Annotated in this window: 12 protein-coding genes and 1 pseudogene; 8 read left to right on the forward strand and 5 right to left on the reverse strand. The window is 68.9% G+C overall.

The window, feature by feature from the left end; all coding sequences use genetic code 11:
- The 4 genes and pseudogenes from QQK25_RS20600 to QQK25_RS20615 all read right to left on the reverse strand — a co-directional run.
- Positions 1-241, reverse strand: a 241-nt coding sequence (locus tag QQK25_RS20600; protein ID WP_284189647.1) for a hypothetical protein, incomplete at its 3' end; no start/stop codon positions are given.
- Between the two features lie 86 nt (positions 242-327).
- Positions 328-810 (reverse strand): DUF3015 family protein, encoded by a 483-nt coding sequence (locus QQK25_RS20605; protein ID WP_284189648.1) that lies wholly within the window; start codon positions 808-810, stop codon positions 328-330.
- A 164-nt stretch (positions 811-974) separates the two neighbouring features.
- Positions 975-1,601: pseudogene (locus QQK25_RS24365) on the reverse strand (methyl-accepting chemotaxis protein); the annotation flags it as partial.
- Between the two features lie 701 nt (positions 1,602-2,302).
- Positions 2,303-3,673 carry an FAD-binding oxidoreductase gene (locus QQK25_RS20615; protein ID WP_284189650.1) on the reverse strand — a complete coding sequence of 457 codons (1,371 nt, stop codon included), beginning with the start codon at positions 3,671-3,673 and terminating at the stop codon, positions 2,303-2,305.
- A gap of 301 nt (positions 3,674-3,974) precedes the next feature.
- Here QQK25_RS20615 and QQK25_RS20620 point away from each other — a divergent pair, with 301 nt between their 5' ends.
- The 4 genes from QQK25_RS20620 to ubiA all read left to right on the forward strand — a co-directional run bounded on the left by QQK25_RS20620 (position 3,975) and on the right by ubiA (position 8,401).
- Positions 3,975-4,355, forward strand: coding sequence for a RidA family protein (locus QQK25_RS20620; RefSeq protein WP_284189651.1), 381 nt, complete (start codon positions 3,975-3,977; stop codon positions 4,353-4,355).
- A gap of 86 nt (positions 4,356-4,441) precedes the next feature.
- Positions 4,442-6,460: an ATP-dependent DNA helicase RecG gene (gene recG / locus QQK25_RS20625; RefSeq protein WP_438696561.1), complete on the forward strand. Its 2,019-nt coding sequence runs from the start codon at positions 4,442-4,444 to the stop codon at positions 6,458-6,460.
- A 502-nt stretch (positions 6,461-6,962) separates the two neighbouring features.
- Positions 6,963-7,517: a chorismate--pyruvate lyase family protein gene (locus QQK25_RS20630; protein WP_284189653.1), complete on the forward strand. Its 555-nt coding sequence runs from the start codon at positions 6,963-6,965 to the stop codon at positions 7,515-7,517.
- Complete coding sequence (ubiA, locus tag QQK25_RS20635) at positions 7,514-8,401, forward strand: 4-hydroxybenzoate octaprenyltransferase (protein ID WP_284189654.1); 888 nt, start codon at positions 7,514-7,516, stop codon at positions 8,399-8,401. Before QQK25_RS20630 ends, ubiA begins: the two co-directional genes overlap by 4 nt.
- Here ubiA and waaA read toward each other — a convergent pair whose 3' ends face one another.
- Entirely contained in the window at positions 8,402-9,688 is a 1,287-nt protein-coding gene (gene waaA / locus QQK25_RS20640; RefSeq protein ID WP_284189655.1) for a lipid IV(A) 3-deoxy-D-manno-octulosonic acid transferase, read from the reverse strand.
- A gap of 169 nt (positions 9,689-9,857) precedes the next feature.
- Between waaA and QQK25_RS20645 the strand changes: the two genes are divergently transcribed.
- The 4 genes from QQK25_RS20645 to QQK25_RS23675 form a co-directional block, all read left to right on the forward strand.
- Entirely contained in the window at positions 9,858-10,865 is a 1,008-nt protein-coding gene (locus QQK25_RS20645) for an NAD-dependent epimerase (protein ID WP_284189656.1), read from the forward strand.
- 55 nt (positions 10,866-10,920) lie between these two features.
- Positions 10,921-11,709, forward strand: coding sequence for a glycosyltransferase (locus QQK25_RS20650; RefSeq protein ID WP_284189657.1), 789 nt, complete (start codon positions 10,921-10,923; stop codon positions 11,707-11,709).
- A complete protein-coding gene (locus QQK25_RS20655) occupies positions 11,700-12,587 on the forward strand; it encodes a DNA ligase (RefSeq protein ID WP_284189658.1) in 888 nt (295 codons plus the stop codon). Before QQK25_RS20650 ends, QQK25_RS20655 begins: the two co-directional genes overlap by 10 nt.
- Before the next feature lie 5 nt (positions 12,588-12,592).
- Positions 12,593-12,724, forward strand: a 132-nt coding sequence (locus QQK25_RS23675; protein WP_368736563.1) for an NAD-dependent epimerase/dehydratase family protein, incomplete at its 3' end; no start/stop codon positions are given.

The following is a 12,724-nucleotide window of genomic DNA, read 5'->3' on the forward strand; positions in this document are numbered from 1 at the left end:
TGGGGGACGACAGGTTGTGGATGAAGGCGCCGTCGGGGGCGTTGAAGAAGCTGGCGTCGTCAGCCAGGCTGCGCAGGCGGCCGGTGACCGGGGCGGGCTCGTACTGCAGCAGGTCGGCCCAGGCGGGGTCGTCGGCGAGGCGGGCTGCGCGGGCGGCGGCCAGCAGGTCGTCGATGGGCGCGGCCCAGGCGGGCAGCGCGGCAAGGGCGAGGGCGGCGCCGAGGGCGGGCAGGGTCTTCATCGGGGGCGGGCAGACATGAAAAAGCCCTGTGCGGGCACAGGGCTTGAAGCGCGGCGGGTGGGCATCGCCAGCCCGCCGGAGAGGGGTTACACCGCGTCGGCGTATTTGGCCAGGCGGGCGTCGGACTGCAGCGCGGCCTTGAGCTGGGTGGCGATGCTGTCGGCGGAGTCGACCGAGGCGAAGATGTCGGCGTGGCGGGCCTTGGTGAGGCTGACGAAGGCGGCCTTGTCCTGGGCGTCGATCTTCAGCAGCGCGGCCAGCGCGTCCAGGGTTTCGCCCTGGCCGGAGGCGGCGTCGCGGGCCAGCTGGGCCTTGTTGCCGTCGATGAACATGGCGGTCTTCCAGGCGGAGGTCACGACGCCATCCTGGGAGCAGCCCAGAGTGCCGGAGGTGATGCCGAAAGTCTGGTTGCCGAAGGTGCCGTTGGTGGTGACGGCAAGCACTTGCGGGGCGATGCCCTTCTGACCTTCGAACACTTTGGAGCCCAGACCGCAGGAGCCGACGTTGTTGGCGGCGGCAAAGGCGGAGGCGGGGAGGAGCACAGCCAGCGAAATCAGCAGTTTCTTCATAGTCGTTTCCCTCTTGGTGCGTTGTTGGAAGTTTGTTCGTGCTGCGAGATGATGCCGGAGGAATGGTAATGCATTCCGGCCGGTGCGGTTGTCGCTCGCTGCAACTGTTGTATTTGCGCACATCGGCGCGCTTGCCGCTTTCGCTGCGGGCCTGAGGGGCGGGGTCAGAACAGGTCGATCTCGCCGGCGCTCACCGCGGTCTGGCTGACCGCCTCGAAGCGGATCTCGGCCGACGAGCGGCAGGATTCGGCGAGGAGCTGGTGGAGGGTGCTCACCCGGCGCTGGATGCGCGCGAGGCCGTCCTTCTCGTCCATGTCCCGGTGGGCGTCGAAGAAGCCCTGGGTGTAGCGGCTCATGAAGGCGGTGTGCTGCTGCAGCTTGCCGAGCACCTGGCTCACGATGTCCTCGAACTGCATCGACAGGATGCCCTGCATCACCAGCCGGTGGATCGATTCGGACACCTCGTTGATGCGCTGCGCCTGGACGGTGGTGCGGGCGTTGAGCTCGCTCATCTCGGCCCACATGGCGTTCACGTTGTCTTCCGACGAGCGGGCCTTGCTGAGGTCGGTGGAGGCGGACACATCCACCGCCACGCCCACGTCGTCGATGGCCACGTGGATCTCGCGCAGCAGGGCTTCGATCTGGTCGCTGAACAGCTCGGTGCGCTGGGCGAGCTTGCGCACCTCGTCGGCCACCACCGCAAAGCCGCGGCCCGCCTCGCCGGCGCGGGCGGCCTCGATGGCCGCGTTGAGGGCCAGCAGCTCGGTCTGGCTGTTGATCTGGTTCACCTCGGTCATCAGGCGGGTGACCCCATTCACCTTCTCGCGCATCGCCATGAAGCGGGCCGAGATGTCGGCGCCGCTGGCCTGGAGCGCGCCCACCGTCACCACGAACGCCCGCAGCGCCTCGCGGGTTTCCTCGGCAAAGCGCTGCAGCCCGCTGTGCTGCCGGGCCTGGTCTTCGTTGGCGGCGAGGGCCACCAGCTCGTCCACCTGCTGGCGCAGCTGCTCCCGGTGGTCGTTGCCGCCCATGGCCTGGGCTGCGCTGGCGACCACCTCGTTCATCTGGGTGAGGGATTCCCCCAGCCGGGCGTAATGGGTTTCGCTCTCGGCGGCGATCCGGTCGCACAGGGTGTCGTATTCCTGCACCCCGGAGTCGATGCGCTCCCGCTGCTGGCGGGCGTTCTCGCGGGCCCGGGCGCGGGCCCGGTGGCTGATTACAGTGGCGGCGATGAGGGCCGCGATCACCCCGCCGCCCAAGGCGTAATGCACCCAGGCCGGGCCATCGGCGTAATTGGCGGCAATGCCGGCCAGGGCCAGCACGATGCCGGAGAGGGTGGCGATGTCATCGGCGCGGATGGAAGACGGTGTGGACATGCGGATCGCGAGGGTGCGTTTGACGATCCTTCGGGTATCGACCCTGCCCGGGCCGACTTGATCACCCGATTGTTAATTCCGGATAAATCTGCAGCCGCCCGCCATCCGGAGATGGATCAGCCGATCACCTTGCCCGGATTCATCAGGCCCAGCGGATCGAGCGCCGCCTTGAGGCTGGCCATCACCGCCACGCCTTCGCCGTGCTCGGCGAGCAGGAAATCCTTCTTGCCGATCCCGATCCCGTGCTCGCCGGTGCAGGTGCCGTCCAGCAGCAAGGCCCGCTCCACGATGCGCCGGCCGAGGGCCTCGGCGGCGTGCACCTGATCCGGGTTGTCCGGCTCGGTGAGGATCACCACATGGAAATTGCCGTCGCCCACGTGGCCGACGATGGGGGCGATCAGCCCGGTGGCGGCGATCTCCTCCTGGGTGCCGGCGATGGCCTCGGCGAGGCGCGAGATGGGCACGCATACGTCGGTCGAGATGCCGCGGCTGCCCGGCTGCAGGTTGAGGCAGGCGAACAGCACGTCGTGGCGGGCCTGCCACAGGCGGGAGCGGTCTTCGGGGCGGGTGGCCCATTCAAAATCCTGGCCGCCGTTGTCGCGGGCGAGCTCCTGCACTGTTTGCGCCTGCTCCTCCACGCCGGTGGGCGAGCCGTGGAACTCGAAGAACAGCATCGGCGATTCGCGCAGGGTGGTCTTGCTGTAGCGATTGACCGCCTGCACCGTGAGGGTGTCGAGGAGTTCGATGCGCGCCACCGGCACGCCCAGCTGGATGGTCTGGATCACCGTCTGCACCGCGCTCGCCACATCCGGGAAGGAGCACGTGGCGCTGGAGATCGCCTCCGGCAGCGGATGCAGGCGCACGGTGAGCTCGGTGATGATGCCCAGGGTGCCCTCCGAACCCACGAACAGCCGGGTCAGGTCATACCCCGCCGACGACTTGCGGGCCCGCCCGCCGGTGCGGATCACCCGGCCATCGGCCAGCACCACCTCCAGCCCCAGCACGTTCTCGCGCATGGTGCCGTAGCGCACGGCGTTGGTGCCGCTGGCGCGGGTCGAGGCCATGCCGCCGAGCGAAGCATCCGCGCCCGGGTCGATGGGGAAGAACAGCCCGGTGCCGTGCAGCGCCGCGTTGAGCGTCTTGCGGGTCACGCCCGGCTGCACCACCGCGTCCATGTCCTCGTCGTGGATCGTGACGATCTGGTTCATCTCCGACAGGTCGATGCTGATCCCGCCGTTGGTGGCCAGGATGTGCCCCTCCAGGGAGCTGCCCACGCCAAAGGGGATCACCGGCACCCGGTGCGCGTGGCACAGCTTGACCACCTCCACCACCTCGGCCGTGGAATGCGGCCACACCACCCCATCGGGCAGCGCATCCGGAAAGTGCGATTCATCGTGCCCGTGGTGGGCACGCACGGCCTCGGCAGTGGAAAAACGCTTGCCGAAGCGCTCGGCAAGGGCTTGGGAAAAGGCGTCGGGCAAGGGCATAGCGGGGGCGGGAACGGGAAGTGGGGATTGGGGATTGGGGATTGGGCGAGAGGGTAGCGCGGTTTGGCGCGGATCACTACCCGGGGAAGCCCTGCTCCCCACGGCCCTGTAGGTCGGACTTCAGTCCGACATCTCGTGCAATCCGAATCTCACGATGTCGGACTTCAGTCCGACCTACAGGGCAGCGATCTCCACAGGGTCGGGCAGGTCAGGTGAGCACCGCGTAACCCAACCTACCCCTTGCTGGTGAAGCCCCCATTCCCGGTAAACTCCGCCCGTTCAACCCACGGAGCCTTCTTCCATGTCCAAGACGATCATCGCCACGCCCAACGCCCCTGCCGCCATCGGCACCTACTCCCAGGCCGTGAAGGCCGGTGACACCGTTTATATGTCGGGCCAGATTGGCCTGGATCCGGCTTCCATGCAGATGGTCGAGGGCTTCGAGGCCCAGACCGTGCGCGTGTTCGAAAACCTCAAGGCGGTGGCCGAGGCGGCTGGCGGCTCGCTGGGCGATGCGGTCAAGCTCAACATCTACCTCACCGATCTGGCCAACTTTGCCAAGGTGAATGAAGTGATGGCCCGCTACTTTGCCGAGCCCTTCCCGGCCCGCGCGGCGGTGGGCGTGAAGGAGCTGCCCCGCGGCGCGCTGGTCGAGGCCGACGCCATCCTCGTGCTCGGCTGATCTTGCCCGATACCGCCGCGCCTGCCACGGCCACCGCGGCCAACGCCGCGCCGCCCAAAAAGGCGGCGGTGCGCGGCTGGCCGGGCGTGGGGCCGCAGCTGGCCGAGCGCCTGGCCAAGCTCGACATCTTTGCCCCGGCCGATCTGATCCTCCACCTGCCGCTGCGCTACGAGGACGAGACCCGCCTCACCATGCTGGCCGACCTGCGCCCCGGCGTGCCGGCCCAGTGCGAGGTGGAGGTGATCTCCTGCGAGGTGAGCCCGCCGCCCCGGCGCCAGCTGCTGGCCCGGGCGTCGGACGCCAGCGGCGAGGTCACGCTGCGTTTCGTCCACTTCTACCCCAGCCAGCAGAAGCAGCTGGCGGCCGGCAGCCGGCTGCGCATCTTTGGCGAGCTGCGCGGCGGCTTCTTTGGCGCCGAGATGATCCACCCGCGGGTCAAGCCCGTGGCCGCCGGCGAGCCGCTGCCCGACAGCCTCACCCCGATCTACCCGACCACCGCCGGCCTCGTGCAGTCGGCGCTGCGCAAGCTCATCGGCGGCGCGCTGCGCCACAACCCGGTGGTCGAAGACCTGCCCGAGCCGCTGCGCCGCCGCCTCAACCTGCCCACGCTGCCGGACGCGCTGCGCACGCTCCACGCGCCGCCGCCGTCGATGGCGATCCTGGACATCGAGGACCGCGGCCACCCCGCGTGGCAGCGCGTGAAGCTGGACGAGCTGCTGGCCCAGCAGATTTCGCTCCGCCGCGCCTACGCTGCCCGCCGCGCCAAGAACGCCCCCAGCCTGCCGCGCCACGACACGCTCACCCGCAGCCTGCTGGAGCAGTTGCCCTTCGCCCTCACCGGCGCCCAGGGCCGCGCCTTTGCCGAGATCGCCGCCGATCTGGCCTCGGATCACCCCATGCAGCGCCTGCTGCAGGGCGACGTGGGCTCCGGCAAGACCTGCGTGGCCGCGCTGGCGATGCTGCTGGCCGCCGAAAACGGCCGTCAGGCGGTGCTGATGGCGCCCACCGAGATCCTCGCCGAGCAGCACTACCGCAAGCTGGCCGACTGGCTGGCGCCCATCGGGCTGGAGGTGGCGTGGCTCTCCGGTAGCCGCAAGAAGAAGGAGCGCGAGGCCACCATGGCGCGCCTTGCCGCCGGCGAGATTTTGCTGGCGGTGGGCACCCACGCGCTGATCGAAGACCCGGTGGCCCTGCCGCTGCTGGCCCTGGCGGTGGTGGATGAGCAGCACCGCTTCGGCGTGCGCCAGCGCCTGGCCCTGCGCGAGAAGGGCCAGGCCGGCGAATCGCCCCACATGCTGATGATGTCCGCCACGCCCATCCCGCGCACGCTGGCGATGAGCTACTACGCCGATCTGGATGTCTCGGTGCTGGACGAGCTGCCGCCGGGGCGCACGCCCATCGTCACCAAGCTGGTGTCGGACCAGCGCCGCGACGAGGTGATCCGCCGCGTGCACGACGCCTGCGTGGCTGGCCGGCAGGCTTACTGGGTGTGCCCGCTGATCGAGGAATCCGAAGCCCTGCAACTCAAAACCGCCCAGGAAACCTTCGAGATGCTCTCGGCCGCGCTGCCCGATCTGACGGTGGGGCTGGTCCATGGCCGGCTCAAGAACGACGAGAAATCCGCCACCATGGCCGCCTTCAGCGCCAACGAGGTGCAGGTGCTGGTGGCCACCACGGTGATCGAGGTGGGCGTGGATGTGCCCAACGCCAGCCTGATGGTGATCGAGCACGCCGAGCGCTTCGGCCTCGCCCAGCTTCACCAGCTGCGCGGCCGGGTGGGGCGCGGCGTGCATGAGTCGGTTTGCATCCTGCTGTTTGCCCAGCCGCTGTCCCAGGCCGGGCGCGAGCGCCTGAAGGCGATCTTCGAGCATACCGACGGCTTCGTCATCGCCCGCGAAGACCTGCGCATCCGCGGCCCCGGCGAGTTCATCGGCGCCCGCCAAAGCGGCGTGCCGCTGCTGCGCTACGCTGATCTCGAGGAAGATGCGGTGCTCGTCGACATCGCCCGCGATCTGGCCGAAACCCTGCTGCGCGACGCGCCGCGGGTGGCCGATGCGGTCACCGCCCGCTGGTTTGGCGGCCGGGCCTCGCTGCTGAAGGCCTGAGCCGGCCCCTGCAGGTCGGACTTCAGTCCGACAACATCGGGTGGCAGGTGGAGGTGTCGGACTAAAGTCCGACCTACAGTGAGATCGGTGATCGGCAGGCCGGGATGAACAGCCCGATCCGCCCATGGCCTGGAATCGCCCCGCGGCGGCGAAGCGCCATGCCCGGCGGGGCCATCACCTGCAGGTCGGACTTCAGTCCGACAACATCGGGTTGGACGGGTGGGGTTGTCGGGCTAAAGTCCGACCTACAGTGAGATCGGTGATCGGCAGGCCGGGATGAACAGCCCGATCCGCCCTTGGCCCGGAATCGCTCCGCGGCGGCGAAGCGCCACGCCCGGCGGCGCCCCCACCTGTAGGTCGGACTTCAGTCCGACGGCAACGGGTTGGGCGGGTGGAGGTGTCGGACTAAACCGACCTACAGTCCACCGTGCTCCCCTGGTCCGCCATAAGCCGTACAATTGCGCGGCCCGCTTGCGGGCGTTTTTCGTTTTTCCGCACACCGATGACTCTCGCCCACTTTCCGGGCCGCGATCCCTTCCGCATGGCCGCCTGGCAGGCGCCGCGGGGGATGCGCGGTTGGCTCACCGACGACAGCTCCCTCACCGCCCGCATCCGCAGCCGCTGCGGACGCTTCTCGCTGCGTGTGGTGAGCCAGGGCAAGGGCGTGGTGCTGCCGGATGAAATGGCGGCCCTGGGCGTGCTTCGCCACGGCCGGCTGTGGCAGCGCGAGGTGCTGCTGATCGCCGACGGAGAGCCGGTGGTGTTCGCCCGCTCGCTGGTGGCCGACACGATCATCCCCGCCGACTGGCACCTGTTGCGCGGGCTGGGCGGGCGGCCGCTGGCGGCGGTGCTGTTCGACGACCCGCGGGTGGCCCGCTCGCGGCTGGAGGCGGCCCGCCTGGATGCCCGCGATTCCCGCTGGCACCACGCCGCCCGGGCTACCGGCAACGCCGATCTGCCGGCCCTGTGGGCGCGCCGCTCGGCCTTCCGGCGCAACGGCGCGCCGCTGCTCATCACCGAAATCTTCCTGCCCGCCATCCGGAGCCTGGCCCCATGAATCCGACCATGCCAACCCTCACCCTGCGCGAGCGCCTCGCCGAATACGAAAAGCTGATGCGCCTCGACAAGCCCATCGGCATCCTGCTGCTGCTGTGGCCCACCCTGTGGGCCTTGTGGGTGGCGGGCGAGGGCAGGCCGGCGCCGCTGGTGGTGGCGATCTTCGTGATCGGCACGGTGCTGATGCGCTCGGCCGGCTGCGTGATCAACGACTACGCCGACAAGGATTTCGACGGCCATGTAGAGCGCACCCGCAACCGCCCGCTGGCCGCCAAACGCGTGACGCCGAAGGAGGCCCTGTGGCTGGCGGCCGGGCTGGCGGTGGTGTCCTTCCTGCTGGTGCTGCCGCTCAACCTGCTGACCATCCTGATGAGCGTGCCGGCGGTGTTCCTGGCGGGCAGCTATCCCTTTACCAAGCGTTTCCTGGCGATTCCCCAGGCTTACCTGGGCATCGCCTTCGGCTTCGGCATCCCGATGGCCTTCGCGGCGCTGCAGGGCGAGATCCCGCTGGTGGCGTGGGCGATGCTGGTGGCCAACGTGTTCTGGGCGGTGGCCTACGACACCGAGTACGCGATGGTCGACCGCCCGGACGACCTGAAGATCGGCATCAAGACCTCGGCGATCACCTTCGGCCGCTTCGACGTGGCGGCGGTGATGCTGTGCTACGTGGCCACGCTGGCGATCCTCGGCTGGGTCGGGGCTGTCACCGGCGCGGGGGCGGCCTTCTTTGCCGGGCTGGTGGTGGCTGCCGGCATCATGGGCTACCACTACACCCTGATCCGTGACCGTGACCGGCCGAAGTGCTTCAAGGCCTTCCTGCACAACAACTGGGTGGGCGCGGCGATCTTCGCCGGCTGGGTGGCGGATTACCTGCTGCGCGGCTGATCAGCGCCGCTGGGGGCGCGAGCCCCGCAGCAGCGGCGTGAGCATGTCCATGGTGCGCTCGGTGGCGCCTCGGTGGGATTGCGCGAACTCGCGCCCGGCCTGGCCCATGGCGGCGCGGCGGGGCGGGTTGGCGAGGATCTCGATGGCTTCCTCGACGGCGTCTTCGATGTCGTCGGCGCGCACCGCGGCGCCCACCTCGATGGCCTGCTCGCACACCACCTTGAAGTTGAAGGTGTGGGGCCCGACGATCACCGGGCAGCCCACGGTGCTCGCCTCGATGGGGTTCTGCCCGCCGAGCTTCTCCCACGATCCGCCGATGATCGCCACGTCGGCGGCTGCGCAGTAGGCGTACATCTCGCCCATCGAATCGCCCAGCCACACGCGGGTGTCGGCCATCACCGGCACGTCCTTCGAGCGCTTCTGCATCTTCAGGCTGGCGCGCTTGACGAGCTTGGCGACCTCGTCGAAACGCTGCGGGTGGCGCGGCACCAGCACCAGCAGCACCTCGGGCGGGCACAGCCGGGCGAAGGCTTCGAGCAGCGGGCCTTCCTCGCCCTCGCGGGTACTGGCGGCCAGCAGCACCTGGCGCTGGGGGCCGAAGCGGTTACGGAAGACGGCGCCCAGGGCCAGCATCGGCGCCGGCGGGGCGATGTCGAACTTGATGTTGCCGGTGACCATCACGTAGCGGGCGCCCAGGTTGCTCATGCGCTGGCCGTCGGCTTCGGTCTGTGCGCCGATGGCCGACAGGTGCGCGAAAGCCTTGCGCGCCAGGGCCCCGGCCCGCGCGTAGCCCTTGGCCGAGCGGGCCGACAGCCGCGCATTGACCATCGCCAGCGGGGTGCCCGTCTGGCGGCAGGCTTCCACCAGATTGGGCCACAGCTCGGTTTCCATCAGGATGCCGAGGCGCGGATGGAAATGCCGCAGGAAGGCCGCCACCGCCCACGGGAAGTCATAGGGCAGATAGACGCTCTGGACCCGCGGGGCGAGGCTGCCGAAGAGCTCGGCGGCGGTGGCGCGGCCGGTGGGCGTCATGTGGGTGAGCAGCACCGAGTGATCTGGGTGCGCATCGAGCAGCGCGTGGAGCAGCGGCGCGCAGGCCCGCGTCTCGCCCACCGACACCGCGTGCAGCCAGATCACCGGGCCCGGCGGCAGGCCGGTGTAGCGGCCCAGGCGCTCGCCCACGTGCTGCAGGTATTCCGGCTGCTTGCGGGCGCGCCACAGCAGCCGCAGCGCGACAAAGGGCGCGGCGACATACCAGACGGCGGTGTAAAGGCTGCGATGGATCAAGGGGATGGCGATTGATTCGGGAACGTCAAAGTATACCGGGCGTTGCAGATGCCACGGCACAAGTTGTGTCCTGGATTTACGCTGTCATGTCCCCGTGCGAAAATGCCCGACTGACGGTTCCGCCTTTGATCGCGTGCCCGCCCTACAACCTGCATCGTCCCTCACGAACATGAAAATTCTCGTTACCGGCGCTGCCGGCTTCATCGGCTCGCATACCAGCCTGCTCCTGCTGGCTCGCGGCGACACCGTCGTCGGCCTCGACAACCTCAACGATTACTACGACGTCCAGCTCAAGCTGGATCGCCTCGCCCGCCTCACGCCCCACGAAAACTTCCGCTTCGTGAAGCTCGACGTGGCCGACCGCGAAGGCATGGAAAAGCTCTTCGCCGAAGAGAAGTTCGACAAGGTCATCCACCTGGCCGCCCAGGCCGGCGTGCGTTACTCGCTGGTCAATCCCCACGCCTACATCGAGAGCAACATCTCGGGCTTCATGAACATCCTCGAGGGCTGCCGCCACAACAAGGTGCAGCACCTTGTCTATGCCTCCAGCTCCAGCGTGTATGGCGGCAACACCAAGATGCCGTTCGCCGAGTGCGACAGTGTCGACCACCCGGTGAGCATGTACGCGGCCACCAAGAAGGCCAACGAGCTGATGGCGCACACCTACAGCCACCTGTTCGGCCTGCCCACCACCGGCCTGCGCTTCTTCACCGTGTATGGCCCGTGGGGTCGTCCGGACATGGCGCTGTTCCTGTTCACCAAGGCGATCCTCGAAGGGCGCCCCATCGACGTGTTCAACCACGGCAAGATGAAGCGCGACTTCACCTACGTGGACGACATTGTCCAGGGCGTCATCAAGACCCTCGACCACACCGCCGAGCCGGACGCCACCTACAACGCCGACGCCCCCAACCCCAGCACCAGCAACGCGCCCTTCCGCGTGTTCAACATCGGCAACAACAACCCGGTCGAGCTCATGAGCTTCATCGAAGCCATCGAGAACGCCGTGGGCAAGAAGGCCGAGAAGAACTTCATGCCGCTGCAGGACGGCGACGTGCCGGCCACCTACGCCAACACCGACGCCCTCAACGCCTGGACGGGCTTCGTGCCGGCGACCCCGGTGCCGGTGGGCATCGGCCGCTTCGTCGAGTGGTACCGGAGCTACTACAAGGTTTGATGTCTGTCGCGCTGGGCGGCGTCCTGCCGCCCGCCAATCCTGAAGTCGGGCGCTGATGGAGCGCCTGACCGTCAGCCTCGTGCTGTACCGGCCCGACGCCGCGCAGCTCAAGGCAACCCTGGATTCGCTGGTCACGGCGAGCCGGGCGGCCGATGTCGTCCCCGATCTCTTCCTCATCGACAACGGCGGCAGCGACGCCGTGCTCGCCGGGCTGCAACTGCCCGACGACTGGCAGGTGCATGTCTTCTCCGGCCACGGCAACGTGGGCTTCGGCTGCGGGCACAACCTCAGCCTCGACGGCGCCGGCGATGTTCACCTGATCCTCAACCCCGATCTCGAACTCGCCCCCGACGCCCTCGTCGAGGCCCGGGCCTTCTTCCGCGCACATCCCGAGTGCGGCCTGATCGCCCCGGCAGTGCGCTGGGACGACGGCCGCGTGCAATACCTGTGCAAGCGGGTGCCGACGGTGTTCGACCTGTTCCTGCGCGGCTTTGCGCCGGGCTGGCTGCGCCGCCGCTTTGCCGCGCGCATGGCCCGCTACGAGATGCAGGACGTGATCGGCGACTTCGTGGTGTGGGATCCGCCGCTGGTGAGCGGCGCCTTCATGTGCTTCCGCACCGACGTGCTGCGCCGGCTCGGCGGTTTCGATTCGCGCTTCTTCCTTTACTTCGAAGACTACGACCTCAGCCTGCGCGCCGCCCGCGAAACGCGGATCGCATATGTGCCGACGGTCAAAGTCGTGCATCATGGCGGCCACGCGGCAAAGAAGGGCTTGCATCACATCCGCCTCTTCATGCACGGTGCCGCGCTGTTCTTCCGATTGCACGGCTGGAAATGGTTCTGAAGACTCCTCTTGAAACCCGTCGCGCGTGGCTGCGCGGCGGGATTTGCGCTGCCCTTGCGGCCGCGTTCGGCGGCCCGGCCCGGCTGCTGGCCGCGGTCGGTGTCGTGGCGCCGCCGCTGCTCCTCGCCGAGGTGCTGCGAGGCGACGTGGATGTCACCCGCTACTGGGTCAGCGAAAAACTCGATGGCGTGCGCGCCGTCTGGGATGGCCGCGTCCTGCGCTTCCGCAGCGGTCGCGTGGTGAATGCGCCGGCGTGGTTCGTTGCCGGCCTGCCGCCCGAGCCGCTGGATGGTGAACTGTGGCTCGGTCGCGGGCGTTTCGAGGATCTGTCCGGCATCGTCCGTCGCCGCGAACCCCGCGACGACGACTGGCGCAAGGTCCGCTTCATGGTCTTCGAGCAACCCGGCGGCGAGGGTTCCTTCACCGAGCGCATCGCCCGCCTGCAGGCCATCGTGGCCCGGGCCGGCGTGCCGTGGCTGGCCGTGGTCGAGCAGTTCCGCGTCGCCGATCGGCCGGCGCTGCAGGCAAAACTGGATGAAGTCGTCGCCGGTGGCGGCGAGGGGCTGATGCTCCACCTGGCCGACGCGCCTTATCTCACCGGCCGCAGCGACGTGCTCCTCAAGCTCAAGCCGCTCCTCGACGCCGAAGCCACGGTGATCGCCCACCTGCCGGGCCGCGGGCGGCTCGACGGCCTGACGGGCGCGCTGCTGGTGGAAACCGACAAGGGCGTGCGCTTCCAGCTGGGCACCGGCTTCACCGACGCCGAGCGGCGCAATCCGCCGCCGGTGGGCAGCCTCGTCACCTTCGTTTATCGCGATCTGACCCAGGACGGCGTGCCCCGGTTCGCCAGCTACCTGCGGCGGCGCGAGGTGTTCTGAGCGCCATGGCCATCCTTGTTACCGGCGGTCACGGCTTCATCGGCGGGCGCCTCGTGGCGGCGCTGCGCGCCGACGGCCTGCGCGTGCGGGTGCTCACCCGGCGCGAGCCGGCCGGGCCCGATGAGATCCGCGGCGAC

It is taken from the genome of Zoogloea oryzae, from assembly GCF_030161255.1.
GTDB classification, from domain to species: domain Bacteria; phylum Pseudomonadota; class Gammaproteobacteria; order Burkholderiales; family Rhodocyclaceae; genus Zoogloea; species Zoogloea oryzae.

Coding starts and splice junctions, on each gene's coding strand:
- QQK25_RS20605 (WP_284189648.1), bottom strand. CDS start 810: ATGAAGAAACTGCTGATTTCGCTGGCTGTGCTCCTCCCCGCCTCCGCC.
- QQK25_RS20615 (WP_284189650.1), bottom strand. CDS start 3,673: ATGCCCTTGCCCGACGCCTTTTCCCAAGCCCTTGCCGAGCGCTTCGGC.
- QQK25_RS20620 (WP_284189651.1), top strand. CDS start 3,975: ATGTCCAAGACGATCATCGCCACGCCCAACGCCCCTGCCGCCATCGGC.
- QQK25_RS20630 (WP_284189653.1), top strand. CDS start 6,963: ATGACTCTCGCCCACTTTCCGGGCCGCGATCCCTTCCGCATGGCCGCC.
- ubiA (WP_284189654.1), top strand. CDS start 7,514: ATGAATCCGACCATGCCAACCCTCACCCTGCGCGAGCGCCTCGCCGAA.
- QQK25_RS20645 (WP_284189656.1), top strand. CDS start 9,858: ATGAAAATTCTCGTTACCGGCGCTGCCGGCTTCATCGGCTCGCATACC.
- QQK25_RS20650 (WP_284189657.1), top strand. CDS start 10,921: ATGGAGCGCCTGACCGTCAGCCTCGTGCTGTACCGGCCCGACGCCGCG.
- QQK25_RS20655 (WP_284189658.1), top strand. CDS start 11,700: ATGGTTCTGAAGACTCCTCTTGAAACCCGTCGCGCGTGGCTGCGCGGC.